Raw genomic sequence first — 26,728 nt, 5'->3', positions numbered from 1 at the left:
TTTAATGTTATAATAATACCCTATGAAAACAGGAAAATGTGCAGCTGTTATCTTAGCGCTTATGATCTTTTGCTCCGTTTCGTTTGCCTGGGTCATGACCCCGGAATTCAGGAGCGAGATCTCCAAAAAGGAGGCGGCCCTGTCCGCCAGCCCGGCATCCCCTGACGCGCATTTTGACCTTGCTATAACCTATGCCTACACCAATAAGATACAGGAGGGGTTGGACCAGCTTAAAAAGACGGCCGATCTGGCGGGAAATAAGACCGCTTACGCAAGAAAACTTATTGAAAGATACTATCCCATGGTCAGCAAGAACCCTTCCGATTGGCGGACAAGGTTCCGGCTGGCTTTTGCCTACTATTTTGGCGGCTATCAGGATTATGCCCTCCAGGAAATGCGCAATATTGCCGCTATTCAGCCGGGCAGCCCGTGGCCCTGGGGATATATGGCGATAATCTATGCCGAGCAGAACAAATGGAATGAAGCAATTGACCACATGAAAAAAGCCATCTCGATAGATTCAAATGTCGCGGCTTTCCATCTGGGACTGGGACAGGGATACTATAAGATCAACCGTCCTGCCGCCGGATTTGCCGAAACAATGGAAGCGCTGAGGCTAAAAGCCCTCGGCTACTAAAATGAACAGCAGAACCTCTCTTATTGCCCTTGCCGTAGTCCTTTCTCTTGTTTTTGTCTGGGCGGTATTTACTCCGGAAAAGGACCTTGCCAAAAGGATCTCGAACAAACTTGAATCCCAAAAACAGAGGTCTGACCTGTCGATGAAGGAGGCGGTTTTTTCCGAAATAGCCGGAGGGGTAAAGTTTTGGGAAATAAGAGCTGAATCCTCTCATATCAACAATTCTACCCAAAAAGCGGAATTGGACCGCATCCACGGCATTTTTTTTAAGGACGGGAAACCGTCTCTCAATATAATAGCGCCAAAGGTGTTTTGGGACATGAAAAAGAAAAGCATAGAGGTCTTTTCCCCCCTAGGTTATGAAGGGATATCCAGGTTCGAGACAGCTTCGCTTGTCTGGTCCCTTGACGACAAGAAAATATACGCAAAGGACAGACTGTCTTTTGAAAGGGATAATGTGGCTATCTCTGCCGGGTCGATGAGTTCCGATACCGAAATGGAGAAAATGGTACTTGAAAAAGAACCGGTGGCGGTTATGAAAAATAAAGGCGTGCCGGATATAGAGGTCCGTGCCTCGTCTTTCGAAGTGAATGCCAAAAGTGGAAAGATCTACGCCCGCGGCAGCGCCAGGATATCAAGAGGCGAGCTCTCTGTTAAGAGCGACGAGCTGGTTTTTGAGCAAAAAACGAACACTATCCTGGCATCAGGGAATCCCGCGATCAATTATAAGGATATCAGAGCGAGGTCAGCCTCGGCATTGTACAATATCAATAAGGAGAAGGTTTCATTAAAAGGCTCCGTCCTCCTAAGGAGAAAAGACAGCGAGTTGAAAGGCGAGTCGGTAACGGTAGACCTAAGGGACGAGTCTATATCAATAAAGGGCAGGAAAAGCACGGTCCTGATAGAAGAAGGGCTTATCGGGTCGGGAAAACAACAGGCCGGTAAGGAGGAAAAATGAACATTGCAGAAAAGAACAGTGTAATTCCTCAGCTTGAGGAACTGCTTAAAGACAGGGACAGCGCGCTTGATGTTGTGATAATAGGCGGGGGGCCTGCCGGGCTTACGGCTGCCATTTACTGCGGCAGGGCGGGCTTTAGGACCCTGCTGATAGAAAAGGCCATCCTGGGCGGACAGCTGGCGGAGATCTCTGAGATAGAGAACTACCCGGGATTTCCTTCGGGCATCTCCGGGATGGAGCTTTCCGAAAGGCTGGAGGACCAGGCAAAAAAATTCGGGTGCCAGGTCGTCTTTGGCGATGTGGTAAAGATATCTAAGGAAGGGCTGTTAGTACGGACCTTGCTTGCAGACAGGAGTATTTTGTCCCGCGCTCTGATAATTGCCACAGGGACCGAACCGAAAAAACTCGGCATTCCCGGCGAAAAAGAATTTAGAGGCAGGGGAGTGTCTTACTGTGCTACCTGCGACGGCGCTTTTTACCGGGACAGGGCCATTGCTGTTATAGGAGGCGGGAATTCTGCCATTTCCGAGGCGCTGTTCTTGACGCGTTTTGCCTCGAGTCTGGTGGTGGTGCACAGAAGGGACCGGCTCCGCGCGGACAAGGTGCTCTCCGACAGGGCTCTGGACCACCCTAAGATCTCGGTAAAATGGAATTGTGTGCCAGAAAAAATAAACGGGCAGGGCAAGGTGGAAAGCCTTTCGGTCAAGAATGTGCTCGACGGAACAAAGGAAGACCTTCCGGTTGACGGCGTGTTCGTCTATATAGGAGAGGAACCCAATACCGGGTTCCTTGCCGGAGCGTTAAAGGCCGGCGGCGACGGGTTCCTGCCTTCCGATGCCATGATGTTGTCTTCGGTGCCGGGGATCTTTGTTGCCGGGGATGTCAGGGAAAAGTCCCTAAGGCAGATCTCGACCGCAGTTTCTGACGGAGCAACAGCCGCCGACTCCGCCAGAAAATACCTCGAAAATATGTTATAATTTTTCTATCAGGAGGAAAAAACTTGGCTGTTATAACAATGAGACAGATGCTGGAAGCCGGGGTCCACTTTGGCCATCCAAGGCGCAACTGGAACCCGAAGATGGCCCGTTATATCTATTCTTCGAGGAATGATATCCATGTGATTGACCTTCACAAGACCATTCCGCTCATCGAAAAGGCTTACGAATTCGTCAGGAAGATCGTTGCCGAAGGCGGCACGGTCCTTTTTGTAGGGACAAAGAAACAGGCGCAGGAGGCCATCCAGGCCGAGGCGCAGAGATGCGGGATGTTCTTTATCAACCAGAGATGGCTGGGCGGAACGCTCACCAATTTTAAGACCCTTCGCAAGAACATCTCCAGGATGAAGGAAATAGAGAAGATGGAGGCCAACGGGACCTTTGACAAACTGCCCAAGAAAGAGGTCAGCAATATAAGGAAGGAAAAAGCCAAGCTGGACAAGACCCTGGGAGGCATCAGAGAAATGGCCAGCCCGCCTTCTATAGTGTTCATAGTTGACACGCAGAAGGAAATGATAGCAGTTAAGGAAGCAAAAAAGCTTAGCATACCCATTGTAGGAGTTGTTGATACCAACTGCGACCCGGACTATATTGATTATGTCATTTCGGCCAATGATGATGCGATAAGGAGCGTTAAGCTGCTGTGTTCCGTGATGGCCGATGCCGTGCTCGAGGGGCGCAGAATAGCGCATCCGGGCGAAGTTATAGAGGCTCCGCTTTCTTCGGAAACCGCGGAGGAGACAATAGCCGCGGCGGCCGAAATAGAAAAGGAAGAAGAGATACAGGAACTGGGAATGGACGATTTTCTTGAACCTACGGAAGGCGAGGAAAAGAAATAACATCATGGCGCAGATAGATCCAAATACCGTCAAAGAACTAAGGGAAAAAACCGGCTGCGGGATGATGGACTGCAAAAAAGCCCTGGTCGAGACGGACGGCAGCATGGAAAAAGCCGCAGAACTGCTAAGGAAAAAGGGGCTTGCTTCCGCCACCAAGAGGACGGGCAAGCAGACCGGCAACGGCGTTGTGGAAGCCTATATCCATCTTAACGGCAGGATAGGGGTCATGGTGGAGCTTAACTGCGAAACCGATTTTGTGGCCAGGAACCCTGAGTTTTCTACACTTGCAAGGGATATCGCCATGCAGGTAGCGGCCTCCAGCCCCCAGTACTTAAAGAGGGAAGACGTCCCCGAAAGCGTGATCAATTCGGAAAAGGAAGTCCTTAAAGCGGCCGCCCTTGCAGAGGGCAAGCCCGAAAAGGTCGCGGAAAAAATGGTCGAGGGAAGACTGGAAAAATTCTACTCGCAGGTCTGTCTTATAGACCAGCCTTTTATCAAAGAGCTCTCAAAAAGCATCGGGGAACTGATCAAGGAGCATATAGCAAAATTCGGAGAGAACATCCAGATCAGCCGGTTTTCAAGATACCAAGTTGGAGAAAAAAACTAATATCCCCAGACTGTTCCTCATAGACGGCAACAGCCTTTTGTACCGCGCTTTTTTTGCCCTGCCCGAAACCATGAAGACCTCCGGCGGGCTTCAAATTAATGCCGCTTACGGATTTACCGGACTGCTGATGAAGATACTCTTAGAAGAGCCGGACCTGATAGCGGTGGCTTTTGACAGGCCTTCACCTACGTTCAGGCACAAGCAGTATGACAAATACAAAGCAAACAGGCAGAAAGCTCCGGAAGGTCTTGTAAGCCAGCTGCCCATAGTTAAAGAGATACTGTCATCTCTGTCCATCCCGGTCTTTGAACTGGATGGTTATGAAGCCGATGATATTATTGCAACTATTGCCGAAAAGGCAAAAGATGCGGATGTTGTGATAGTTACGGGAGACAGGGATACCTTTCAGATAGTGTCGGAGCGGGTAAGCGTTCTGGCTACCGTAAAAGGTGTGACGGAAACCGTTCTATATGATCCCAAAAGAGTGGAGGAGCATCTGGGTGTCCCGCCGGAAAGGGTCGTGGATTACAAGGCCATCGCGGGGGACGCTTCTGACAATATCCCCGGGATAAGCGGCATTGGAAGCAAGGGGGCGGTCTCTCTTATCAGGGAGTACGGGGCTGTAGAGAACATACTTGAAAACGCGGAAAAGTTAAAGGGAAAACTCAGGGATAAGGTGATAGCAGGCAAGGATTCTGCTCTACTGTCAAAAAAACTGGCGACACTTGACAGTAATGTCCCCATTGCTGTAGACATCGATAAATTAAAAAGGACCGTAACGGACTGGCATAAGACAGGGCCGATATTTGAAAAATACGAGTTCAAGACACTGCTCAAGAAGTACGGTAAGACCGAGGCTCCCGAAGTTATTTCTGCGCTTAGCGAAGAAAAGGCAAAGAAAAGCGCGCAAGGGCATGACTATAAGATAATAGATGACGAAAGGTCTTTTGCCGAACTGATAAAGAACATCGAAGAAAAAGGCCGCTTTGCTTTTGACACGGAAACGGACAGCCTTGACACCTTGACCGCAAAGCTTGAAGCCGTTTCGGTCTCGTTCAAAGAGAACACCGGATACTATCTTTCGGCAGAATTTATATCGCGGGAAGGTGTCCGGCAGGGATTGAAAAAGGTCTTTGAGGACGCAAATATCAAGAAGGCGGGACACAATGTCAAATTTGACATAGAAGTGCTTGGCAGCGCTCTGGGGATCCAAGTTAGAGGAGTTGACTGCGACACTATGCTGGCCGCCTATATACTGGACCCGACAGCGGGAAAATACAATTTAAAGTACCTGGGCGCAAAATATTTTGGAAGGACCATGACCACATATGAAGACCTGATGGATGCCAGCAAAAGCGCCGACTTTAAGGGTGTGCCGGAAAAAGAGGCCGCTGATTATGCGTGCCAGGACGCCGATGTAACCTGGCAGCTTTCACAGGTGCTCGCAAAGGAATTGAAGGAGAAGGGGCTCTACGAGGTTTTTTCTAAAATAGAAGTGCCTCTTATCGAAGTTTTGGTAGAAATGGAGCAAAACGGGGTCTATATCGACAGGGACAAATTAAAGGATATTTCGGTCGAGATAGAAACAAGGTTGAAGAGGCTTCAAACGGAGATCCTGGTAATGGCAGGAGAGGAGTTCAATATCAATTCCCCCAAGCAGCTGGCACAGGTCCTTTTTGGAAAACTTAAGCTCCCCGTTCTAAGAAAAACAAAGACAGGTCCTTCTACGGATGCCGAAGTCCTGGAAGAGCTGGCGGTCAACTTTGAGATAGCGCAGAAACTGCTCGAGTTCAGGCAGCTTAACAAGTTGAAGACAACCTATGTGGATGTCTTTCCCGAACTGATCGATCCCTCAACCAAGCGGATACACGCTTCCTTTAATCAGATAGTTACCGCAACAGGCAGGCTATCCAGCAGCGATCCCAACCTTCAGAACATCCCGGTCCGGTCCCAGACAGGGAGGCTGCTGCGGGAGATCTTTACGGCGCAGGACAAGGGCTCCGTGATAATGTCGGCGGATTATTCGCAGATAGAACTCCGTATCCTGGCACACTTAAGCAGGGACCCCAACCTTATGGAGGACTTTATCAAAGACCGCGATGTGCACTCCGCCACTGCCGCTGATATCTATGATGTGAAGATAGAAGAGGTTACCAAAGAGATGAGGAGCGCCGCCAAGACGATCAACTTCGGGATAATATACGGGATGAGCGCGTTCGGCCTTTCAAAAGCCCTGCGAATAAAAAAGAACGAAGCTCAGGACTTTATCGACAGGTATTTCTATAAATACAGCGGGGTAAAAAAATACCTGGATTCAACAATAGAATTCGCTAAAAAGAACGGCTATGTAGAGACCCTGCTCGGCAGAAGGCGCTACATCCCCGATATCAACTCTCTCAACCAGAGCATCGCGCAGATGGCGGAAAGGACCGCCATCAACACGCCAGTACAGGGCAGCGCCGCCGATATCATCAAGGCCGCTATGATACAGATACATGACAAACTTAAAGCACAAAACTCAAAATCCAAAATGGTAATGCAGATACATGATGAGCTGGTGTTTGAGTGTCCAGAAGAAGTTGCGGCATCCGTTACAACGCTTGTTGTGGAGACCATGTCAAAGACCGTGCCTCTGGCTGTGCCTCTTAAGGTTGACTGCGGCAGCGGAAAGAACTGGGGACTGGCCAAGTCCTGAGTTGGCGTTGCGGTTCCTCTCTAAATTTGAAATCCTTTGTTTAGACGTCCGATATATTAGCGGATGTCTTTTATGCCAAACGGACCGATCGAAGCGGGTCCTCTACGCGTCCTTACTAACACAGGAGGGCGGCAGGTACGCTTTTACCAGCGCGAGTACGGTTTTAGGCTGTGTCCGCGGTATGCGGGAGATAATTCCAAGTACGAGATACCGGTCGCAGGGTCTCATCTTGTTATCAATGACTTTCAGTACGCGGTTATAGAATCCGGGGCCGGACGCATGTATCTTGGAACGCACCACAACGCTGCCTATTATTTTACTCTTCTTTCGCTGAAAGACGGGCTGATAAGCGGCAGAGAACTGTTCCTGCACACGGACCGCCCGGACCATCCGGATAATAATTTTCAGATCTTAGGGGAGCTCCCCGCACTAGATGCGCCCCTGAAACTACAAGAGCATATGCTAACGACCGCAGGGGGCCGTGATTCCACTGTTACAATATCAAATTATGTCGCTGCCCTAAAACACCATCTTTGTCCGGAAATGACCTTTGCGTTCCTTCACAGCGGCATAAGAGAAACGCATGATTGGGGAAAAGGAAGCGATTTTTTGTTCAGTTCCAGTGTTTTTGATGTTTGCCCCGGTTCTCTGCCGTCAAAAAATGGATGCATAGCGAGTACTGACCTTGATATCTTTGACTCTTATGTCGGAGATACCGACAAGGAGATCATGCTTAAAAGACTTGTCGAGATAGGTCAGAGGTGCCGGTTGGTTATGGCCTTTACCAGCCCGGCTTTTGTTTTTCCGGACTGGGCCGGTGACTTTGCCGGCAGATATGCCGAAGGGGTGTTCGGGCTTTAGTCCCTAAGTGAGGCAAAAAAGGATCTTAAGATCAGCCCGCACTCTTCCTTCTTCTTGCCGGGAACTGTCCGGAACTTATGGTTGGCCCTTTTTTTTAATGATCTTGTCCCAAAGACAAGCTTCTTTATCCTTGCCAGGCTCATAGCCGCCCTGCACATAGCACAGGGTTCAAGCGTTGTATACAGCTCCACATCATAAAGCCTCCAGGTCCCGAGCTTTTTTGAGGCTTTTTGCAGGCACAAGAGCTCCGCATGCGCGGTCGCATCGTTTCTTTTTTCTTTTTCGTTATGGGCACGGGCCAAAATTTTGCCGTTGGCCACGGCGACCGCGCCTATCGGCACATCTCCCGTTTTAAGGGATTTTTTTGCTTCTTTCAGTGCCTCTCTCATGTAGTCCATATCGTCAATTATATGATAAAATACAGCTTATGGACACGATCAAATTCGGCACCGACGGATGGAGAGCGGTGATCGCAAAAGAATTCACTTTTGAGAATGTCTGCCGCGTTGGAAAGGCAATTGCGATATACCTGAAAAAGCACGGCAAGGACAAGCATCCCCTCATAATAGGCTATGACCCCAGGTTCCTCGCGGATGAATTTGCGATGGAGATCGGAAAGATCTGCTCAAAGGCGGGGATACGGGTGCTTATTTCTGACAAAGATGCCGCAACCCCTGTTATAGCTTTTTCTGTGCGTGATAAGAAAGCCTGCGGGGCGGTAATGCTGACGGCAAGCCACAATCCCTCAAAATACCTCGGAATAAAGTTCATTCCCGAATACGCCGGGCCCGCTTCTCCTGAAATAGCAAAAGAAATAGAAGGATTGTCCAATTCTTCCTCGGAGCCGGAGCCGGCAGCTCCGATGTCTATCGAAAAGTTCGATCCTAATGAGGCCTATGAAAGGTACATAACCAAATTCGCGGACCTGGAAACCATCAAGAAAGCAAAACTGAACATTGTATATGATCCCATGCATGGCTCCGGCAGGGTCCTTCTTCCAAAGTTGCTTGCAAAAGCCGCCGGCAAACTTACGCTTCTTAACGAGAACAGGGATGTGCTGTTCGGAGGCAAAAACCCGGAGCCCGCAGAAGAAAACTTGAAGGAGCTTTCGGCAAAAGTGGTAGAACTTAATGCGGACCTCGGGCTTGCTACGGATGGGGACGCCGACAGGTTCGGAGTGGTGGATAGGCACGGCAGTTTTTTTTCGGCCAACCAGGTGCTGAGCCTTGTTTTCTGGTACTTAGTGGAGCACAAAAAGTTTACCGGCTCTGTCGTAAGAAGCCTTGCAACGACCCACATGATAGACAGGATAGCGGAAAAGCACCGAATAAAAGTCCACGAAACCCCGGTGGGGTTCAAATACATCGCAGAAATAATGATGAAGGAAGAAGTGATACTTGGAGGGGAAGAAAGCGGCGGGCTTTCGATAAAAGGGCATATCCCGGAAAAGGACGGGCTTTTGGCAGACCTTTTGATAACCGAAATGGTCGCTAAGACAAAAAAGCCCGTAGACCAGCTTTGGCAGGAGCTCATCTCAAAATTCGGAGATTGCGCCGGCGAAAAAGTGAACCTGCCGATCTCTGCTCCCGATAAGGAAAAACTGGTGAGGTTCCTCAAGACCTCTGCCCCGGAGGCTTTGGGAGGCCAAAAAGTGACAGGCAGGACAGAGAGTGACGGGGTCAAATTATTGCTTGAGGACGGGTGGGTAGCGGTGCGCCCTTCGGGCACCGAGGACATAGCAAGGGTCTACTTTGAATCCGGCAGCGAAAAAAAGGTGGCCGATATAGAAAAAGATTTTGGCAGGATCCTGCAGAAACTTGGTATCTGACATGGCAACTAAACCGGGCAGGACCATAATGACCGAGGCCGAGATAAACAAGGCCATAAAACGGATGGCTTCGGAGATCCTGGAAAGCAGCAAAGATGCCAAAGGACTTGTCTTTATCGGCATCCTGCAAAGGGGCCTTCCTCTTGCACAGAGAGCTTCGCAGGCTATAAAAGAGACCAAAGGCGTCGATATACCTGTTGGCAGCCTGGATGTCTCTCTTTACCGGGACGATCTGGCCGCCAGGGGAGCAGGGATCACGGTAAAAAGATCGGATATACCTTTTAGCGTGGACAATAAGGTGGTTATCCTGTTCGATGATGTGGTTTTTGCGGGGCGTACCGCAAGGGCCGCTCTTGACGGGCTTAATGATTTTGGCAGGGCGGCCAAGGTACAGCTGGCGGCTCTTATAGACAGGGGAGGAAGGCAGCTTCCGATACAGCCGGACTATCTGGGTAAAAAACTCTCTGTCCCCGTTTCTGAAGAGGTAAAAGTATCCCTCAAAGAGATAGATGGGGTTGACCAGGCGGCGGTCCTAAAGTAGTTTTGCGCTGCTTATCCCCAGCTCGTCTTCTGTAACTTCTATAACATGCTCAAAAGTGTCCTTGATGTCGTCCACATGGGTTATCACTATTATCTGCCTGAACTGCTTGTTAAGCTGGTTGAGTGCCGTCATTATAGAATTTTTCCTTACAATATCCTGGCTGCCGAATATCTCGTCAAGGATGATAAAGCCGCCTTCTGTTCCAGCCCTGGCCGAGATAAGCTGTGAAATGGCCAGCCTGATGCACAGGTTGGCAAGATCAGCCTCCCCTCCGGAGAACCTGGTGAGAGGGTAGGGGTACCCCCCGTCAAAGATCCTCATATTGTAGTCTTCGTCAATATCCAGTCCGGTGTACTTGCCGTCGGTGAGCTCTCTGTAAAGATATGAGGCAGTTTCAATAAGCTGCGGCCTGATGCGGGAGATAAGGTGTGTCCTGTATTCGATCATAATATCTTCAAGACGGCTTAGGAACTCGCTGTCCTTGATTTCTTTCTCTATTATCTTTTTCAGCATTTCCGCTTCTTTAATCTCTTTTATGACGGCCTCATATTCCTTTTGATAAGAAGCTTTTTCTATGTCAAATCTGCTCTTTTGCTGTTTTAGCCGGTCAAGCTGGGACCTTGCCTCATCATAGTCACTGTTTATCTTTTCGTACTCTTCTTTTTTGTAGTCAGTTGATTCAATATCTTTCTCGACTTTAAGTATCTTGGCCTTGACCAATGCTATCTCTTCATTTGTCTTATTTAGAGAGTCTTTAAGTTCGGCCTTTCTTTCTATCTTGGCTTTGAGTTCTATCTGGGTGTCTTTTGCTTTTTTTGCCGCTTCTTTTTCTCTTTTGATCTTATCGTGCTCTTCAAGATCGTATTTTGGTCGTTTTGCGGCTTTTTTGCGCGGTGACCGCTCTAGCTGTTCTATCAGAAGGTCGATCTCCGCTATCTTTGCTTCGATCTCTTTCTTTTTTAGCGCTATAGCTTTTCCTTCCCCGGTGATCTTTTCAAGTTCTTCATCATAGTGTTTAATAATGTCTTCAAAATTTAGTAGCGGCTGGCTGCAGGTGGGGCATTTGGAGCCTTTGCCCGATGCTTTTACTGTTTTCTTCTTCTGTCCCAGCTCCTCGTATGTCTTGCGCAGGGATTCAAGCGAGCCGCTTGCCATCCCAAGCTGTTCTTTTAGGGCGGCCTTTTCTTTGAACAATTCGTCCTTTTCGCTCTTTCGCAGCTCATCCATTTCTTTATCTTTTTTGTCCAGTTCTTCGTATCTAAGCACAAGAGGGGAGATCTCTTTCAATTGAGTTTCAAGCGAGGCTATCTGTGCTATCAGCACCTTTATTTCTTCCGACTTCTTATTTAATTCCGAAGATCTGGATTGGTATTTTGACAGTTCAACCTTTTGCGCGTTGTAAGTTTCGTATTTCTTTCTTTCTTTTAAAAAGATGTCTTTGAATTCATTTTCCCTGTCCTGCGCTGCGGATATCTTTTTAACGACAGCTAGAGTCTCTTCGGCGTTCTTTTTTAGGTCGTTCTCTTTTTGCATCTTTAATGCCTCAAGGTCCGTTGTGCTTTTAATAGAGGCCCTTCTTATCTCGATTATCTTTTTTGTGTCCCGGCTCTCCGCCCTTATTTTGTCGATAGCGCGGTCGACCGCATCTATCCTAAGCATCCGGATGATGATGTCCTTTCTCTGGTTGGGGTTAAGGTCTGAGAGCGCGTTAAGTTCTTTTTGCTTGGCATAAAAGCTGGTATAAAATGATTTAAAATCCATGCCCAGTATGTGAGCGATCTCTTTTTCACAGCCTTTTACGGAATCAGCGATCTTTTTACCGTTGGCAAAAACGCTTGCCGCTCCGGCCTGGGAAGAACCCTTTAGAGCTCGGACTATCCTGTAAGAATCCGGTCCGATCTCCATTTCCAAAGATACTTCACACGGGTCGCTTGGCACTGCTCCGGTCCTTTTAATTCCCTCTTTATCCGTCCTGGACGCGATATTTCCGAAAAGCGCCCAGGCAACCGCCTCAACAAGAGATGATTTCCCTGTCCCATTAAGCCCTACAAGCCCGATCACTCCGTCGGGGAATTCTATATGTGCATCTTTGAACTGTCTGTAATTCTTAAGGTGTATTGATGATATTCTCATTCCTGTATCGCCGCCTCGATGTATTCGATTCCTTTGGCTTTATAAAATGCCAAGTCGTCGTCTTTAAGGCCGTTGTAGGCATTAATATAATCCACAAACTCTTCTTTTATGCCGCCGATAGAAGGCTTTACTATTTCTGCTTTTTCACCGGCTTTGGCGGCTTTTTCATATATGGGCTCAAAATGAAGCGCGCCGGCGGCCCATTCTCTTATCTGCCTGTCGTTGATGTTCTCAAGTATATGCGGCTCGATATTATTGATTTTTATCCTGACTATCTTGTCTTTGACGTCAAAGGACTTTATCGCTGCTTCGATCTCTTCCATGATCTGTGTCGTGTCTTTGTTTGAAGCATCAATAGGGGAGAGCTCTCTCATTATTCTAATATTGTCCAGAAAGTGAGGTTTGATCTTGGGCAGATCATTTGAATCAAGTTCGATAAACCCCTTAGGCTGGCCCACTTCATTAAAGCTCAATCTTTCTGTCGATCCGGAGTAAGCCGCGTTATCAAACCCTCGTATCTTTTGCAGCCCGTGATGATGTCCCAGCGCAACATAGTCAAACCCTTCAAAATACTTCGGGTCCACCAAAAGCTCGTTAAAATCCCCGTGGGCGAATTCTTCCATCCCTGCTACGCCGGCATGCAGCATCAGGATATTCTTCCTGCCTTTTACGGGGGAAAGCTTTGACAGTTCGGCTTTAAATATATCATCACTTATACATTGAGGTATTATGTGGAGAGTTATGTCTTCGATATCCAGCGTCTTATACTCGTTTTTATAATAGATCTTCAATACTTCTTTGTCTTCTATTGAGCCGGCCACCAGATCAAAGATCTCAAAGACCGAGCCCATGTATTTTTGCTTGGGGCTGTCGTGGTTGCCCGAGATAACCACGGTCCTTATGCCTGCCTGTACAAGACGGAGTATCTGTTTTATGCCGAAATTAAGTATCCTGTTGGTGGGCTTTACGACATCGAACAAATCGCCGCAGTGAAGGACAAGGTCCGGCTTTATCTCTTCTATTATCTTGCTTATTGCGCTCTCAAAGGCGCTGCAGATGTCCACTTCTCTCTGGTTAAAACCATCCGCCGAAAGCTTTCTGTATGTTGACGAGCCCAGGTGGGTATCGGAGATATGGACGATCTTCATGGTGTTTATATTATATCAGGTTGGTATATTGACCCGAACCTAAAGGTTCGGCTCCTGTTCCCTTCCCAAAAAGAGCCGACGCTTTAGCGTCGGGTCCTGGCTACGACAACCCTTTCGATCCCGTTATAGTCTTCAATTATCCTGGGTTCTTCAAGCAGGCCGCTTTCCCTTATCAGCCCAGATACCGGCCCTGCCTGTCCCTGCCCGACCTCCAGTACAAGACTGCCACCTTTCTCCAGGCGGCTACCGGTTCCGGCTGTGATCACCCTGTAAAAACCAAGCCCGTCAGGCCCGCCGTCAAGAGCTGCTTTGGGTTCAAATAATCTGACATCCGGCTGAAGTTTCTCAATTTCTGATGAAGGAATATATGGAGGGTTGGAAACAATAATATCGAACCGCTCACCTGCGGGAAGCGACTCAAACAGGTTTCCGCAATAAAAATTGATCCTGTCTTCTACTCCCATGTTCTTTGCGTTCAAACGGGATATCTCTATGGCTTTGGAGGAAAGATCAGCAGCCGATATTAAAACATTCTCCAAATATTTTGCAATGCTTACTGCAATGGCCCCGCTGCCGCAGCAAAGGTCAAGTATCTTGAACTTCCGGTCCTCTTTTTTTGCGATGTCTATGACTATTTCCACAAGTTTTTCGGTCTCCGGCCTGGGAATAAGGACATCGGGGTTCACTTTAAAGTCGAGCGACATAAAGGGTTTGTGCCCGGTGATATAAGCGATCGGCTCTTTCTTGGTCCTGCGCAGTATCAGGGTTTTAAAAGCCTTCAGCTCTTCAGCCTTTAGCACTCTCTCATGCTGAACATAAAGGTCTATGCGCTTGAGTTTAAGCGCATGCGCAAGAAGCACTTCCGCCTCCAGATGGGGCAGTTCTATGGCGTGTTTGGTAAAATATTCTGTGGTCCAGTCCAGAAGGCTCTGTATGGTCCACTTCATTTTGAGGCGGTCTCAAGCTTGGCTATCCTGTCGGCTGCGGCCAGGGCGTCCACTATCTCGTCAAGCGCGCCGTCAAGGACTTCGGTAATATTAAAGACCGAAAGGCCTATCCTGTGGTCGGTTATCCTGTTCTGGGGGTAATTATAGGTCCTTATCTTTTCGCTCCTGTCCCCTGAGCCGACCTGGATCTTTCTCATGCTGGTAATGCCGTCTTTTCTCTTGGCTTCTTCCATATCATAGAGTTTTGAGCGCAGGAGTTTCATAGCCTTGTCCCTGTTCTGGTGCTGGGAGCGCTCGTCCTGGCACTTGACCACTATACCTGAGGAAAGATGCGTTATCCTGATGGCCGTGCTGAGCTTATTAACATTTTGCCCGCCGGCCCCGCCGGACCTGAACACATCAATTTTGATATCCTTGTCCTCGATCTTGATCTCAACATCCTCCACTTCGGGCAGTACTGCAACGGTTGCCGCGGATGTATGTATCCTGCCTGATGACTCTGTGGCAGGGACTCTCTGCACCCTGTGGGTGCCGCTTTCATACTTGTACCTGCTGTAGGCCCCTTTGCCCTTAACGGCAAAGCTGACCTCTTTGTAGCCTCCCAGCCCCGTGGGGTTGGACTCTATCAATTCTGTCTGGTAGCCTCTTCTTTCGGCGTACCGAAGGTACATGCGCAGAAGGCTTCCCGCAAAAAGGGCGGCCTCTTCGCCTCCGGTGCCCGCCCTGATCTCGACAAAGATGTTCTTTTCGTCATTGGGGTCCTTGGGCAGGAGAAGGATCTCTATCTCTTTTTCCGCAATGTCGTTCTTTTCTTCCAGTTCTTTCTGAAGTTCTTTGAGTTCCGGGTCTTTAGATGTTTTTATCTCCTGGATATCCTTGGATAGCCTCTTTATTTCGCGGAACTTTTGTACGATCTGCCTTAGGTCCGAGAATTCCCTGCTGTACTTTTCTATCTTTTCTCTGTCGCTTAATACTTCGGGGCTTGAAAGGAGGGTTTCAAGGTCTGTATATCTTTTTTCCAGCTTTTCCAGTTTTTCGGAGAACTTCATTTTGAAAGGAGGGGAGCAAAAGGAACGGACGGCCTACTTCTTTTTCCTGTCCTCTTTTTTTGCTCTTACCTTTTTCTTTTTTGGGGCAACGGGCTTCTGGGAGTATTTCTTCTTGAACCGCTCCACTCTTCCTTCGCTGTCGAGCAGTTTCTGCTTTCCGGTAAAGAGGGGGTGGCAGTTGCTGCAGATGTCAACGCGGATCTTGTCCTTGGTTGAGCCTATCTGGTAGACCGCGCCGCAGGCGCAGGCCGCTTCTACTATCTGGTATTTTGGATGCGTTTTTTCTTTCACGGAATTATTATATCATATTTTTTGCGCTAGTTTTTAAGCTTGTAGAGCATCCAGGCAGCCTGGGCCCGGCTTACCGGGGCATTTACCTGAAAATCCTTTGACCGTACGAATTCGAGCAGTCCTTTGTCCTTTGCCGCTTTTATCCGGCCGGCAGCGAAATGGTCTTCCGGAATGTTCGAATATACATTCCCGGAGGGTCTTGCCTCGGCCAGTCTGCCCAGCCTGCCAAAGGCATAGACGGCGTCCAGCAGCGAGATATTGTTGTTTGGTCTGAAGGTGTTGTCCGGATAACCTTTCATAAGGTCCTGGCCGGCTGCAACCCCTATCATCCTCTTTGCCCAATGCCCCGGGGGAACATCTGTAAATGAAAGCTCCTTTGTGCCTTCAGGAGGGAACCCGGAGAATTTGGACTTTACCAGCATCACTGCAAGGTCGGCTCTGTTTATCGGCTTTTCCGGCCTAAAGAGCCCGTCAGGGTAGAGGGAAAGTATCCTTGCTCCTATAACATAGTCCACGGCGGGTTTTGCCCAGTACCCTGAAGGAACATCCGGTATTGCCTTTATATTCACCTCGGCTGAGGTCTTTTCGATAGTTTTGATGGCGGCTATTGCGGTAGTGTCAAAACCTTTGTTCCAGTTAAGCAGCCAGTCGATCTTTTCTTTGCCGGGGCCGGTCTTGCCCAGCATATCGACCGCTTCGGCCCTGGTAAGGCCCTGATCCGGCAGCAGAGTGTCGAAAGAAACAAAGTTAAGCAAGCCTTTTTCCTTGGCGGCGCTTACTGAACCGGCAGCCCAGTGATCGGTCCCCAGGTCCGAGTACGGTTTTTCTTTGGGTGCTATGCCTGAAAGGCCGTCAAACCTGGCGATGACGGAGATCCCCTCCGCCCTTGTTATTGTTTTGCTGGGCCTGAATGTCCCGTCAGGATACCCCAGAATGTAACCGTTCTCGTTCGCTGTACTGATAAAACCGGCGGCCCAGTTGTTTGAGGCAACATCTGGAAAGGCCCCGCTTTTTGAGGCAGATGGGGCTGACAACCCTTTGCTCTTGACCATAAGCGTTGATAATTCGGCCCTGCTCAAAGTCTTGTCGGGCATAAAGCTGCCGTCGGGATAACCCGTTACCAGGCCGGCAGTGGCGCAGTATTCTACCTGTTGCCGAGCCCAGTAGTTTTCTCCGACATCCTTAAAGCTTGCAAGCCTTAATATCCTTCTTGTGTTTGCTCCAAGAAGCTTTCCGTTCTTGTCATAGGCTTCTATGACCAGAAGATTTTTCCCTGTTTTAGAAAGAGGTATGTTTGAACTAAAGGCTTTGCTGTTCTTGTCAAAAGGGACAACAGCCTTATTCACTTCTATCCGGTTCACCGATGGGGCCGCTGTCCCCGAAAGTACAACATGATCGCTCCTTAAAATGAGCTTGTCCTCCGGGCTTGAGATGCTGACAAGAGGCCCTTTCTTTGAGCTTATGTCCGGGCCGGCGTAGGAAACAGAGATATAATGGTTTGAATTTTCGCTTAAGACATTGTCTTTGCGGTACGCGTAGTCAAAAGAAAGGTTCCTTGCCTTAAGGCCGATGCCGGCGGTAAAATTGTTCGTTGCGGGGTTAACGCCCGCTCCCCCGTAGCTCTGCTCAAGGCCCGCTCTGATGGCCAAAAACTGCACGGGCAGCCATTCCACCCCCATATGAAGAAGTGAAGGATAGCTTCCGTTAGGGTTAAGATCAAGATCTATGGAGCCAAGAATATCCTGCCCCCTGAACTGTTTGGGCGCGTCATTGCCAAAAAATTTCATTGCCGCCCCAAGCTTAAGAAGAGCCGGAATGCTTTCCCTGGTGCCGTTGGTCCAGGAAAGCGTGCCTCCTATCGGGCTTTCGTAATGGAGGAAATTCTTACCTAGCAGGCCAAAAGTCAGGTAAGGCCTGGGCTTGTAAGTAAAACCCAGATCAAGATCCGTGCCGATCGCGGACTGGCCCCCGGTGCCGCGAAAGCTTTCGGAAAAGAGCTTGACATTAAGCCCCATGGTCATATCGTTGAGAGGTCTCCAGAGCCTGGCCCATCTTTCGAGAGTATTGCCGTAGGACAGTATCAGTACATTGTTGGCATAGCCTATCCTGCTGCCGATGTCTACCGGCCTTCCGGAAGAGTCCAGCCCCGTGACGATCACGTCTCCGGTCTGGATCCCGACATAGCCTATTCCGAAAGTTCCGGCTGAAGTTGGATACGAAACTCCGAGCAGGGAATAATTGATGTCCCCGAGAAGGTTCGTGTACATGCTGGTAAGCTCAACCGCCTTTAGTGAGTACAGTCCCGCAGGATTTACAAAAATGTTGTTAACATCCCCGGCCACCGCCGTAAAGGCTTTGCCCATGCCGGTGGGCCTGGCTCCTATGCCTATATCCGTAGGGTCAACGGTCGCCTTTATGTTCGAATAAGAAATGGACGACAAAAGCAAGAATGCACAACTGACACAAATCGCTTTTTTTAACAGTTAAGGTCTCCTTCAAGAGATATCCCTAATATACCATCAGTACATTGCATGTCAAGATATTAGCGGATGTGCAAAGCGGGGCTGTTTTCTGCGCCCTGACGCAGGGAGCATGGAGAACAAGGGGCTTCACTTTCTTAGTGCAAACTTTTCTCCCAGAAGCGGCGCTCCCTCAAAAGGTTCTTCAAGGTCAACCGTATGTCCGGCATTCGTCACGGATTTCTTTGGAGCGCCAAAATCAAAGTTGAAGCTTATGAAAACGCCCATAAAATTCATGACCATGTCCTTTATTGAATCAGGGAGGTGGAGGGGCTTTCCGCTTTTGTACTGCTGGTACATGTCCATGCTTTCCTTTAGCATTCCCAGCGAAAGCGATATTAGCAGGGCTTTGACGAATTGAGTGTGCCGGTCATCTTCCTGGAAATTGGTCTGGACCATTACTCCGATGAGATCCCCTACCAGCAGGTGCAAAAAAGTGTCCGGCGAACCAAGTTTTACATCCTGCCAGGTCGTGGTGCCGTTCCAGGCCGCAAAGCAAGGGGATGTGAAAGAGGACATAAAGAGTAGAATGGAAGCTGTAAGGACGCATATTGATTTTACCAAAGACGATCTCATTCTTTCTTGCTCCGGGAAAATTGTCAACAATACCACTATTATGTTAAAATAATAAACAAAATGCAAGGAGTGGATAGCAATGTCTGACAAAAAATACAATGTGGCAGTGCTGGGGGCGACGGGAGTTGTAGGGAAAGAGCTTTTCAAGGTCCTTGAAGATCGTGATTTTCCCGTCAAATCCCTTTTGCCGCTGGCTTCTTCACGCACGGCCGGTTCCGAGGTCGTTTTTAAAGGAAGATCCCTTAAAGTAGAATTGGCAGGCAAAGACTCTTTCAAAGGGATCGATATAGCTTTGTTCTCGGCAGGAGCTTCTATCTCGAAGGAGTTCGCTCCTTATGCTGTAAAAGCGGGTGCTGTGGTCATAGATAACACGTCCCACTTCCGTATGGATCCCGAGGTGCCTCTGGTGGTGCCGGAGGTAAATGCTCATGCCGTAAAAAGGCATAAAGGGATCATCGCAAACCCTAACTGCTCTACGGCTCAGATGGTGGTCGCTCTAAAGCCGATCCATGATGCATACAGGATAAAGAGGATAGTTGTTTCCACATACCAGGCCGTATCGGGCTGGGGCAAAGAGGCGGTTGACGAGCTTGAACAGCAGGTAAAAGCCTGGGTGAGCGGAAAGGCCATAGAAACTAAGATCCTGCCAAAACAGATAGCCTTTAATGCTGTTCCACAGATAGACTCTTTTGTGGAAAGCGGCTATACCAAGGAAGAACTCAAAATGGTCAACGAAACAAAAAAGATCATGGAAGACGATTCTATAGCTATTACCGCTACAACGGTAAGAGTGCCGGTCTTTATCGGCCACAGCGAAGCAGTGAACCTTGAACTTGAAAAACCATGTTCGGCCAAGGAAGTCAGGAGCCTGCTCTCAAAAGCTCCCGGAGTAAAAGTGATGGATGATCCCGAAAACAAAGTCTATCCCACGGTCCTTGACTGTGTCGGGATAGATGACACGCTGGTCGGAAGGATAAGAAAAGACCCTTCTGTTCCCAGCGGCCTTGACCTGTGGATAGTGTCTGACAACCTCAGGAAAGGCGCCGCCACCAATGCGGTCCAGATAGCGGAAGAACTTATTAAACAAAGGCTTTTATGAAGAACAAGGGGCCTCTTTCGGTCGCCAATTATGTCGATCCTCTTCAGAGGATCCTGACCCCGGCGGCTTTTGTCCTTTCCGCGATAGTGATAGGGACCCTGGGCTACATGTTCATAGAGCACATGAACCTGTTGGACTCCATCTACATAACCATGGCCACGATGTTCCTCGCGGTAAGCTATATAGACTCCGTGCACCTTTCTGCCGCGGGTAAAGTGTTCTCCACCGTGTTCCTTGTGTTCGGGGTGGTGTCTGTCTTTTACGCCGTCGGTACTATAATAGAGTTCATTGTGGAAGGCAATATAGCCGGGATAAGAAGGAGAAGGAAGATGGAAAAAATGTTCGAGCAGATGAAGGACCATTATATAATAAGCGGGTTCGGAAGGGTTGGGCACCAGATAGCCTCGCAGTTCGAAGCGGAAAAGATCCCTTATGTTGTAATAGACATTAAGCCGGAAACTGCTGCCGAATTAGAGACAAGGGGCATCCCATGCATTATCGGCAATGTGTCTTCCGACGAGGTGCTTGAGCGGGCCGGCATAAAGAGAGCAAAGGGCCTGGTGGCCGCAGCGGACTCTGATGTGGAAAATGTGTATGTGACCCTGGCCGCCAAGGATATGAATGAGAAGCTCTATATAGTTGCCAGAGCCGGCAACAAAGAATCCGAAAGCAAGTTGAAAAAGGCCGGAGCTGACAAAGTTATTTCACCGTATTACATTGCAGGAAGCAGGATGGCCTCAATGGCCCTTACCCCGGTCGCAGTTGATTTTCTTGACATTGTCACGGGCAGCGACCACATAGAGTTCTGGCTTAAAGAGATACGGGTGAAAGAATCCTCAAGACTGGCCAACAAGACCCTTGGTGAGGCCAATGTCCGCAGGATAACCGGAGCGATGGTCCTGGCCATTAAGAACGGAGACGGCGCTTTTGATCTCTCTCCCAAGGCCGAGAGCCTGGTGCGTCCCGGAGATATAGTAGTGGCCATGGGGACAACGCCGCAGCTTGATGCCCTGATCGCGATGGCGTAGTACAGAGGAGCAGGAATGTTCGATGACATAAAAGCGGTATTTGAAAGGGACCCGGCAGCAAAGAACATCTTTGAAGTCCTGTTCTATCAGGGCGTGTGGGCCATCTATACTCACCGCGTCGCTCATTTTCTTTACAGGCTGCATGTACCATTCTTTCCGAGGTTCATTTCCCAACTGAGCCGTTTTTTTACCGGCATAGAGATACATCCGGGAGCAACTGTCGGGAAAGGATTTTTTATTGACCACGGCGCCGGGGTCGTTATCGGGGAAACTACCGTCATCAAGGATAATGTCACCCTTTATCAGGGCGTAACGCTTGGCGGCACAGGCAAGGAAAAGGGAAAACGCCATCCTACCATAGGCAACAATGTGATAATCGGGGCCGAAGCGATAGTGCTGGGCAATATCGTAATAGGCGACAATTCCAGGGTCGGAGCCGGAGCGCTTGTTACAAAATCTGTTCCCCCTGATTGCACCGTGGTGGGAAACCCCGCGCGCATAATAGTTAGAGAAGGCAAGAAAGTAGATCCCCTGGAGCACGGAGACCTTCCCGACCCGGTGGGCAAAGCGCTCGAAGAGCTTTCTTCAAGGATAGAAAAACTGGAAAAAAAGCTCGGGAGCTGCTGATGGGCCTTTGCGTCTACAATACCCTCTCAAGAAAAGAAGAACCTTTTGTTCCGGCCAAAGCGCCCGATGTCAGCATGTATGTCTGCGGGATAACCCCGTATGATGAGACGCACCTGGGCCACGGCAGGGCCTACGCCGCCTTTGATGTTATCAGAAGATATCTTGAATACAGCGGGTACAGAGTAAATTATGTCCAGAACATAACGGACATAGACGATAAAATTATCGAAAAAGCCAACAGGCTCGGCAAAACTATAGAGGAGGTCTCCGATACCTATACCAAGTCATTTTTTGAGGTGATGGACAAATTAAAGATCAAAAAAGCAGCGCAGTATCCAAAGGCGACAGAGAACATCCAAGGTATCGTTGATCTCATAGCAGGACTGGTGTCATCCGGCCATGCTTACCAAAGCGGAGGGGATGTGTACTTTGATATAAGCAAGGATCCTGCCTACGGCAAGCTGTCGGGCAGGGACCTTGAAGGAATGCAGGCCGGCGCCAGGGTGGAAGTAAGCGGAAAGAAGAAGAACCCTCTTGATTTTGTGCTGTGGAAAGCCGCAAAAGAGAATGAGCCTTACTGGGATTCTCCCTGGGGCAAAGGCAGACCCGGCTGGCACAGCGAATGCGTGGTCATGTCGCGCAAATACCTGGGCGAAAGGATCGATATCCACGGGGGAGGAGCCGACCTCATCTTTCCCCATCACGAGAACGAGATAGCCCAGGCCGAGTGCTGCGGGAAAGGCGATTTTGTAAAATACTGGCTTCACAACGGCTTCATAACCATCAATAAGGAAAAGATGTCAAAATCCCTGGGCAATTTTTTTACGCTGTCGGAGCTGTTCAAGCAATTCGACCCCATGGCGGTGCGATTTTTCCTCATCAGATCGCATTACAGAAGCCCGATCAATTTTAGCCCGGATGGGATAAAAGAAGCGGCCTCGGCGCTGGAAGGAATAAAGAACGCTTATGAGGACATGGCTTTTATGCTCAGATCAAGCAAGAACGACAGGTCCAGCGTTAAGATAGATGTGGAGAACTATAAACTCAAGTTCATCTCCGCCATGGACAGGGATTTTAACACCCCGGAGGCCCTGGCCGCCGTCTTTGACCTGATAAGGGCCTACAACGAGAACAGGTTCAAACTATCTACCGAGGATATAAACAACATCAGGCTGCAGCTGGAGGAGTTCAACAATGTGATGGAATTTGGCATAAAGGAAAAAAAGGCCGAGGTCAAAGACAACATCAACGACCTTGTGGCGCAAAGGACCGCCGCCAAAAAAGAGAAGGATTTTAAACTCGCTGACAAATTAAGGGCCGAGATAGAGGCTAAAGGGTATATAATTGAAGACACTCCGTTCGGGAGTTTTGTGAAGAAAAAGCCCGACGGAGCGATCAGCGGACCCGACACTAAAGTGTCGGCTCCTTGGGGAAAGAAAACCGGAGCCGAACCTTCAGGTTCGGGTAAGAAATGAAAAATGCTTGATCCAAAGGCCATAAGAGCAAATCCGCAGCAGGTAAGGGAGTCTCTCGAAAAAAGAGGGGCCCCGGCAGCTTTGCTTGAGAGCTTTTTGGAGGCCGACTCGGCCTGGAGAACAAAGACCCAGGAATACGAGAACCTAAAAAGCCGGCAGAACCAGGAAACTGAAAAGATATCGCTCTTAAAGCGCGAAAAAAAGGATGCCTCAAGCGCGCTTAACTCCATGAAAGAGCTTTCGCAAAGGCTTAAGCTTATTTCTGAGGAGTTGAAGCTTTTGGAGGAGCGGGTTGTTGACAGGGCGCTTGTCATTCCCAATATACTTGAAGCATCGGTGCCTGTGGGTAAGGATTCAACCTTTAACTCGGAGATCAGAAAATGGGGCCAGATAAAAGAATTCCAGTTCAAACCCAAACCGCACGAAGAAACAGGAGAAAGACTGGGGCTGTTCAACTTTGAGCAGGCGGCAAAGCTGTCGGGCTCAAGGTTCGTGGTGCTTAAGGGCGCCGGCGCGGCTCTTGAAATGGCGCTGATCAACTTTATGCTGGAGGTCCACACGGGATCGCACGGCTATGAGCAGGTCATGACACCTTTTCTGGTGAACGCCGACAGCATGAAGGCAACGGGGCAGCTGCCAAAGTTCGAGGACGAACTTTACAAAACAAGCGATGACCTCTATCTTATACCGACCGCCGAAGTATCCGTTACCAACCTGCACCGCAATGAGGTGATCGCCGCAGAAAGCCTGCCTCTAAAATATGTTTCGTTTTCCCCATGTTTTCGCAGGGAAGCCGGCTCTTACGGCAAGGATGTAAAAGGGATAATAAGGCAGCACCAGTTCAACAAAATAGAGCTGGTCAAGTTCTGCCTGCCCGAAACTTCTCCTCAGGAGCTCGAGTCCCTTACAAATGATGCCGAAAAGATACTTCAACTGCTGGAGCTGCCTTACCGGGTAATGGCCCTTGCCGGCGGGGATGTCGGATTTTCGGCCGCAAAGACCTATGACCTTGAGGTATGGTTCCCGTCAGAGAAAAGGTACAGGGAAATATCTTCGTGCTCCAATTTTACGGACTTTCAGGCCAGAAGGGGCGGTATCAGACTGAGAAGAGGACCAAAGGCAAAACCGGAATTCGTCCACACCCTTAACGGTTCGGGCCTTGCTGTGGGCAGGACCCTGGCCGCTATACTTGAGAACTACCAGCAGGAGGACGGCTCAGTAAAAGTCCCGGAGGCGCTTCAGAAATTCCTGCAAGTTTCTTCTATTAAACCACGATAAAGTTTTAAGACCTTTCCTTTCCCGGAGCAACCCGATGTCGGACGAACAAGATATCAAAGAAGTGCTGGACCTTTTAAAAGAGGTTTTTGATGAGCAGACCTCCTGTCTTAGGGACCATGAGGAATTTGCTGAAATAGGAGAGGGAAAAATAAAGGTCTTTGTCAGAGAGCAAGGAAATTAGCCAGCAGTTTTTTGCCTTCTTTTGTCAGTATTGATTCCGGATGGAACTGGACCCCTTCAACTTTTAATTCTTTATGTCTAAGTCCCATGATCTCCCCGTCCTTTGTCCAGGCGGAGAGCTCAAAGCATCCGGGCAAATTCTGCCTTTCTACAATAAGAGAGTGGTATCTGGTGGCGGTGAACGGGTCATTAAGTCCTTTGAATATGGTTTTTCCGTCGTGATGGATCTGCGAGGTCTTGCCGTGCATTATGTTCTCTGCTCTTATCACTTTTGCTCCGAAAGCCGCGCCTATTGCCTGATGGCCTAAACATACCCCAAGGATGGGCAGTTTTCCGACAAAGCCTCTAATTGCATCCACCGAGATCCCGGCTTCCTGGGGAGTGCACGGCCCAGGGGAGATCAATATCCTTTCGGGACCAAGAGCCTTTATCTCATCGATAGTGATCTTGTCGTTCCTAAAGACCTGTGTTTGGGCTCCCAGTTCATTAAGATACTGTACGAGGTTGTAGGTAAAGGAATCGTAATTGTCTATTACCAGGATCATAGTTGTCATTATATCCGCCAGGCGCTAAAATTTCAAATAAGTATGATTAATAAACCCTCACCCCAGCCCTTTTAAGTCTTGAGCAATAGTGTGAGTCTTTAGTCTTGAGCGCTAATTACTCAAGACACACACACACTAAAGACTTGTCTGGCAGGGGGTGAGGGCTAAACATACAATTTATGCTAAAATTCCATTATGGACAGGGACAGCTGGAACGAACTTGCCGCCTCAAACTCGCAGATACTCCAATCCTACGAATGGGGGCAGTTAAAAGAGTGTTTTGGCTGGGAGGCTTTGCGCATAGAGTTGGACGGCAAAACAGGGGCCTCGATCCTTAAAAGAAAACTTCCTCTCATTAGACAGTGCGTTCTTTACTCTCCAAGGGGGCCGTTAGTCGACTTTCATGACAAAAGTAAGCTCAGGCAGCTGATAGATGCGGTCAAAGAAGAGGCCGAAAAAAAAGGCGCGCTTTTTTACAGGATAGACCCGGAGATAGAAGAGGATGACAAAGAGGCCCTGGACAACTTAAAGAGCTTGGGATTCATCAAAAGCGACAGAGAGGTCCAGCCGAGGGCCACGATAATTCTTGATATCACAAAGAGCCAGGACGAGCTGATGGCGGGCTTTGAGAGCAAATTCAGGTACAATATCCGTCTGGCCGAAAAGAAGAATGTAGTGGTGGAAGAGGATATCTCCGAAAGTGCGGTGGAAAAGTACTATGACCTCTACAGGATAACCAGCAGCAGGGATTCTTTTATGATACATCCTGTCTCCTACTATAAAAAAGTGCGGGAACTCATTATTAATTCCGGGATGGGGACCATCTTCCTTGCCTATATCGGAAGAGTCCCCGTGGCAGGCGTCTTTATCTTTGCTTTCGGCAAACGCGTCTGGTACATGTACGGGGCATCTTCCAACGAACACAGGAACTTTATGCCAAACAACCTGATCCACTGGAATGTTATCAAGTGGGCCAAGGAAAGAGGCTATAAAGAATATGACCTATGGGGAATTCCGGCAAACCCGACGCTGAACCATCCTCTCTGGGGGGTTTATAAGTTCAAGAAAGGCTTTGGAGGAAAAACTCGAAAATTCATCGGCGCCTTTGACCTGCCGTTCGGCAAGGCCAGGTACAAACTCTTCAACCTTGCCCTTGAGGGCTACACGAGCGCAAGGTCTCTCATAAAAAAAGGCAAACTGTCGGATTCGCTGGGGGAGTAGGTGAACATGAACGCAATATTATTCGTAAAATGAGATAAAGGTGGTGGAGGGGGAAACAAGATAATGAATGTGTTTGGGGACCATCACAGGCGGTCAATCAGGTTAAAGGGTTATGATTATTCCCGGGACGGCGCATATTTTGTTACGATTTGCGTTCAAAACAGGGGTCCTGTTTTTGGGGCCGTTAAAAATGGGAAAATGGTATTGAACAATTTGGGAAAAACCGCCGAAATGTATTGGTGCGCAATACCGTTCCATTATCCCCATGCAATATTGGATTTGTTCGTTATAATGCCCAATCATGTCCATGGTGTTGTGGTTATAGATAATGATGCGTGCGGAAACCCCGTATTTGTAGGGGCGAATAATTATTCGCCCCTACGGACACATTCGCCCCTACCAATACAGGACGGTGCACGGCCGCGCGGTACATCAAAAACCATTGGTGCGGTAATACGCGGATATAAAATCGGCGTGACGAAATGGGCGCGCAACAATTTAAAAATGCATGATGTGTGGCAACGCAATTATTATGAAAATATAATCCGTGATGACCGGTCGTTGAACAGGATCAGGGAATATATTTGCAATAATCCGGCCAAATGGGAATCTGACAGAAACAAACCGGACCGGGCGATACAGAGGAAATAA

The 26,728-nt window shown here is 48.8% G+C and carries 26 protein-coding genes; 17 read left to right on the top strand and 9 right to left on the bottom strand.

Translation table 11 applies throughout. From position 1 onward, the window contains the following. Positions 1 to 22: 22 nt before the first annotated feature. The 7 genes from WC490_00635 to WC490_00605 all read left to right on the top strand — a co-directional run bounded on the left by WC490_00635 (position 23) and on the right by WC490_00605 (position 7,592). Entirely contained in the window at positions 23 to 637 is a 615-nt protein-coding gene (locus WC490_00635; protein ID MFA5097123.1) for a tetratricopeptide repeat protein, read from the top strand. 1 nt (position 638) lies between these two features. After that, positions 639 to 1,595 (top strand): LPS export ABC transporter periplasmic protein LptC, encoded by a 957-nt coding sequence (gene lptC, locus WC490_00630; protein ID MFA5097122.1) that lies wholly within the window; start codon positions 639 to 641, stop codon positions 1,593 to 1,595. Next, positions 1,592 to 2,572, top strand: a complete 981-nt coding sequence (gene trxB / locus WC490_00625) for a thioredoxin-disulfide reductase (protein ID MFA5097121.1) — start codon at positions 1,592 to 1,594, stop codon at positions 2,570 to 2,572. Before lptC ends, trxB begins: the two co-directional genes overlap by 4 nt. 23 nt (positions 2,573 to 2,595) lie before the next feature. Beyond that, entirely contained in the window at positions 2,596 to 3,429 is an 834-nt protein-coding gene (gene rpsB, locus WC490_00620; protein ID MFA5097120.1) for a 30S ribosomal protein S2, read from the top strand. Positions 3,430 to 3,433: 4 nt separating this feature from the next. Then, a complete protein-coding gene (gene tsf, locus WC490_00615; protein ID MFA5097119.1) occupies positions 3,434 to 4,036 on the top strand; it encodes a translation elongation factor Ts in 603 nt (200 codons plus the stop codon). After that, positions 4,020 to 6,731, top strand: coding sequence for a DNA polymerase I (gene polA / locus WC490_00610; GenBank protein ID MFA5097118.1), 2,712 nt, complete (start codon positions 4,020 to 4,022; stop codon positions 6,729 to 6,731). The genes tsf and polA overlap by 17 nt, the downstream gene beginning before the upstream one ends. 72 nt (positions 6,732 to 6,803) lie before the next feature. Next, positions 6,804 to 7,592 carry a hypothetical protein gene (locus WC490_00605; GenBank protein MFA5097117.1) on the top strand — a complete coding sequence of 263 codons (789 nt, stop codon included), beginning with the start codon at positions 6,804 to 6,806 and terminating at the stop codon, positions 7,590 to 7,592. On the opposite strand, the gene WC490_00600 is transcribed toward WC490_00605, so the two are convergent. After that, on the bottom strand, positions 7,589 to 7,990 hold the full coding sequence (locus tag WC490_00600; protein ID MFA5097116.1) for a nucleoside deaminase: 402 nt from the start codon (positions 7,988 to 7,990) through the stop codon (positions 7,589 to 7,591). The two genes, WC490_00605 and WC490_00600, sit on opposite strands and share 4 nt — an antisense overlap. A gap of 29 nt (positions 7,991 to 8,019) precedes the next feature. On the opposite strand from WC490_00600, the gene WC490_00595 reads away from it, so the two are divergent. Next, positions 8,020 to 9,420 (top strand): phosphoglucomutase/phosphomannomutase family protein, encoded by a 1,401-nt coding sequence (locus WC490_00595; GenBank protein MFA5097115.1) that lies wholly within the window; start codon positions 8,020 to 8,022, stop codon positions 9,418 to 9,420. Between the two features lies 1 nt (position 9,421). Continuing rightward, complete coding sequence (gene pyrR / locus WC490_00590) at positions 9,422 to 9,961, top strand: bifunctional pyr operon transcriptional regulator/uracil phosphoribosyltransferase PyrR (protein ID MFA5097114.1); 540 nt, start codon at positions 9,422 to 9,424, stop codon at positions 9,959 to 9,961. On the opposite strand, the gene WC490_00585 is transcribed toward pyrR, so the two are convergent. The 7 genes from WC490_00585 to WC490_00555 all read right to left on the bottom strand — a co-directional run bounded on the left by WC490_00585 (position 9,953) and on the right by WC490_00555 (position 18,612). Then, positions 9,953 to 12,094 (bottom strand): SMC family ATPase, encoded by a 2,142-nt coding sequence (locus WC490_00585; protein MFA5097113.1) that lies wholly within the window; start codon positions 12,092 to 12,094, stop codon positions 9,953 to 9,955. The two genes, pyrR and WC490_00585, sit on opposite strands and share 9 nt — an antisense overlap. Further along, positions 12,091 to 13,242, bottom strand: coding sequence for an exonuclease SbcCD subunit D (locus WC490_00580; protein MFA5097112.1), 1,152 nt, complete (start codon positions 13,240 to 13,242; stop codon positions 12,091 to 12,093). Before WC490_00580 ends, WC490_00585 begins: the two co-directional genes overlap by 4 nt. An 83-nt stretch (positions 13,243 to 13,325) precedes the next feature. After that, complete coding sequence (prmC, locus tag WC490_00575; protein MFA5097111.1) at positions 13,326 to 14,189, bottom strand: peptide chain release factor N(5)-glutamine methyltransferase; 864 nt, start codon at positions 14,187 to 14,189, stop codon at positions 13,326 to 13,328. Further along, entirely contained in the window at positions 14,186 to 15,238 is a 1,053-nt protein-coding gene (prfA, locus tag WC490_00570; protein ID MFA5097110.1) for a peptide chain release factor 1, read from the bottom strand. Before prfA ends, prmC begins: the two co-directional genes overlap by 4 nt. A 33-nt stretch (positions 15,239 to 15,271) precedes the next feature. Beyond that, positions 15,272 to 15,529: a 50S ribosomal protein L31 gene (gene rpmE / locus WC490_00565; GenBank protein ID MFA5097109.1), complete on the bottom strand. Its 258-nt coding sequence runs from the start codon at positions 15,527 to 15,529 to the stop codon at positions 15,272 to 15,274. 26 nt (positions 15,530 to 15,555) lie between these two features. Beyond that, positions 15,556 to 17,970: an S-layer homology domain-containing protein gene (locus tag WC490_00560; GenBank protein MFA5097108.1), complete on the bottom strand. Its 2,415-nt coding sequence runs from the start codon at positions 17,968 to 17,970 to the stop codon at positions 15,556 to 15,558. A 168-nt stretch (positions 17,971 to 18,138) separates the two neighbouring features. Then, on the bottom strand, positions 18,139 to 18,612 hold the full coding sequence (locus tag WC490_00555) for a hypothetical protein (protein MFA5097107.1): 474 nt from the start codon (positions 18,610 to 18,612) through the stop codon (positions 18,139 to 18,141). 91 nt (positions 18,613 to 18,703) lie between these two features. On the opposite strand from WC490_00555, the gene WC490_00550 reads away from it, so the two are divergent. The 6 genes from WC490_00550 to WC490_00525 are packed head-to-tail and all read left to right on the top strand — an operon-like array spanning position 18,704 to position 24,312. Continuing rightward, on the top strand, positions 18,704 to 19,723 hold the full coding sequence (locus WC490_00550; protein MFA5097106.1) for an aspartate-semialdehyde dehydrogenase: 1,020 nt from the start codon (positions 18,704 to 18,706) through the stop codon (positions 19,721 to 19,723). After that, complete coding sequence (locus WC490_00545) at positions 19,720 to 20,751, top strand: TrkA family potassium uptake protein (GenBank protein MFA5097105.1); 1,032 nt, start codon at positions 19,720 to 19,722, stop codon at positions 20,749 to 20,751. The genes WC490_00550 and WC490_00545 overlap by 4 nt, the downstream gene beginning before the upstream one ends. A gap of 15 nt (positions 20,752 to 20,766) precedes the next feature. Continuing rightward, entirely contained in the window at positions 20,767 to 21,378 is a 612-nt protein-coding gene (gene cysE, locus WC490_00540; protein ID MFA5097104.1) for a serine O-acetyltransferase, read from the top strand. Further along, positions 21,378 to 22,853, top strand: a complete 1,476-nt coding sequence (cysS, locus tag WC490_00535) for a cysteine--tRNA ligase (protein MFA5097103.1) — start codon at positions 21,378 to 21,380, stop codon at positions 22,851 to 22,853. Before cysE ends, cysS begins: the two co-directional genes overlap by 1 nt. A 3-nt stretch (positions 22,854 to 22,856) precedes the next feature. Continuing rightward, entirely contained in the window at positions 22,857 to 24,131 is a 1,275-nt protein-coding gene (gene serS, locus WC490_00530) for a serine--tRNA ligase (GenBank protein MFA5097102.1), read from the top strand. 34 nt (positions 24,132 to 24,165) lie between these two features. Then, positions 24,166 to 24,312 (top strand): hypothetical protein, encoded by a 147-nt coding sequence (locus WC490_00525; GenBank protein MFA5097101.1) that lies wholly within the window; start codon positions 24,166 to 24,168, stop codon positions 24,310 to 24,312. Here WC490_00525 and WC490_00520 read toward each other — a convergent pair. Next, positions 24,293 to 24,856, bottom strand: a complete 564-nt coding sequence (locus tag WC490_00520; GenBank protein MFA5097100.1) for an aminodeoxychorismate/anthranilate synthase component II — start codon at positions 24,854 to 24,856, stop codon at positions 24,293 to 24,295. The genes WC490_00525 and WC490_00520 overlap by 20 nt on opposite strands. Positions 24,857 to 25,051: 195 nt before the next feature. Here WC490_00520 and WC490_00515 point away from each other — a divergent pair, with 195 nt between their 5' ends. Both WC490_00515 and WC490_00510 read left to right on the top strand, forming a co-directional pair. Continuing rightward, positions 25,052 to 26,077 (top strand): peptidoglycan bridge formation glycyltransferase FemA/FemB family protein, encoded by a 1,026-nt coding sequence (locus WC490_00515; GenBank protein ID MFA5097099.1) that lies wholly within the window; start codon positions 25,052 to 25,054, stop codon positions 26,075 to 26,077. Positions 26,078 to 26,140: 63 nt separating this feature from the next. Continuing rightward, the gene (locus WC490_00510) at positions 26,141 to 26,728 is read left to right on the top strand and encodes a transposase (protein ID MFA5097098.1); all 588 of its coding nucleotides are present in this window, start codon (positions 26,141 to 26,143) and stop codon (positions 26,726 to 26,728) included.

This window comes from Candidatus Margulisiibacteriota bacterium, from assembly GCA_041650635.1.
In the GTDB taxonomy this organism is placed as follows: Bacteria; Margulisbacteria; WOR-1; order JAKLHX01; family JBAZKV01; genus JBAZKV01.
This window is presented reverse-complemented; position numbering and strand designations above follow the sequence as displayed.

Excerpts from the sequence above, each read along its gene's own strand:
- WC490_00525 (MFA5097101.1), top strand. The coding sequence starts at position 24,166 with ATGTCGGACGAACAAGATATCAAAGAAGTGCTGGACCTTTTAAAAGAG.
- WC490_00520 (MFA5097100.1), bottom strand. The coding sequence starts at position 24,856 with ATGATCCTGGTAATAGACAATTACGATTCCTTTACCTACAACCTCGTA.
- WC490_00545 (MFA5097105.1), top strand. The coding sequence starts at position 19,720 with ATGAAGAACAAGGGGCCTCTTTCGGTCGCCAATTATGTCGATCCTCTT.
- WC490_00515 (MFA5097099.1), top strand. The coding sequence starts at position 25,052 with ATGGACAGGGACAGCTGGAACGAACTTGCCGCCTCAAACTCGCAGATA.
- WC490_00585 (MFA5097113.1), bottom strand. The coding sequence starts at position 12,094 with ATGAGAATATCATCAATACACCTTAAGAATTACAGACAGTTCAAAGAT.
- prmC (MFA5097111.1), bottom strand. The coding sequence starts at position 14,189 with ATGAAGTGGACCATACAGAGCCTTCTGGACTGGACCACAGAATATTTT.
- WC490_00550 (MFA5097106.1), top strand. The coding sequence starts at position 18,704 with ATGTCTGACAAAAAATACAATGTGGCAGTGCTGGGGGCGACGGGAGTT.
- cysE (MFA5097104.1), top strand. The coding sequence starts at position 20,767 with ATGTTCGATGACATAAAAGCGGTATTTGAAAGGGACCCGGCAGCAAAG.
- pyrR (MFA5097114.1), top strand. The coding sequence starts at position 9,422 with ATGGCAACTAAACCGGGCAGGACCATAATGACCGAGGCCGAGATAAAC.
- WC490_00600 (MFA5097116.1), bottom strand. The coding sequence starts at position 7,990 with ATGGACTACATGAGAGAGGCACTGAAAGAAGCAAAAAAATCCCTTAAA.
- WC490_00510 (MFA5097098.1), top strand. The coding sequence starts at position 26,141 with ATGAATGTGTTTGGGGACCATCACAGGCGGTCAATCAGGTTAAAGGGT.
- cysS (MFA5097103.1), top strand. The coding sequence starts at position 21,378 with ATGGGCCTTTGCGTCTACAATACCCTCTCAAGAAAAGAAGAACCTTTT.
- trxB (MFA5097121.1), top strand. The coding sequence starts at position 1,592 with ATGAACATTGCAGAAAAGAACAGTGTAATTCCTCAGCTTGAGGAACTG.
- WC490_00595 (MFA5097115.1), top strand. The coding sequence starts at position 8,020 with ATGGACACGATCAAATTCGGCACCGACGGATGGAGAGCGGTGATCGCA.
- prfA (MFA5097110.1), bottom strand. The coding sequence starts at position 15,238 with ATGAAGTTCTCCGAAAAACTGGAAAAGCTGGAAAAAAGATATACAGAC.
- WC490_00635 (MFA5097123.1), top strand. The coding sequence starts at position 23 with ATGAAAACAGGAAAATGTGCAGCTGTTATCTTAGCGCTTATGATCTTT.
- lptC (MFA5097122.1), top strand. The coding sequence starts at position 639 with ATGAACAGCAGAACCTCTCTTATTGCCCTTGCCGTAGTCCTTTCTCTT.
- WC490_00580 (MFA5097112.1), bottom strand. The coding sequence starts at position 13,242 with ATGAAGATCGTCCATATCTCCGATACCCACCTGGGCTCGTCAACATAC.
- serS (MFA5097102.1), top strand. The coding sequence starts at position 22,857 with ATGCTTGATCCAAAGGCCATAAGAGCAAATCCGCAGCAGGTAAGGGAG.
- WC490_00605 (MFA5097117.1), top strand. The coding sequence starts at position 6,804 with ATGCCAAACGGACCGATCGAAGCGGGTCCTCTACGCGTCCTTACTAAC.
- tsf (MFA5097119.1), top strand. The coding sequence starts at position 3,434 with ATGGCGCAGATAGATCCAAATACCGTCAAAGAACTAAGGGAAAAAACC.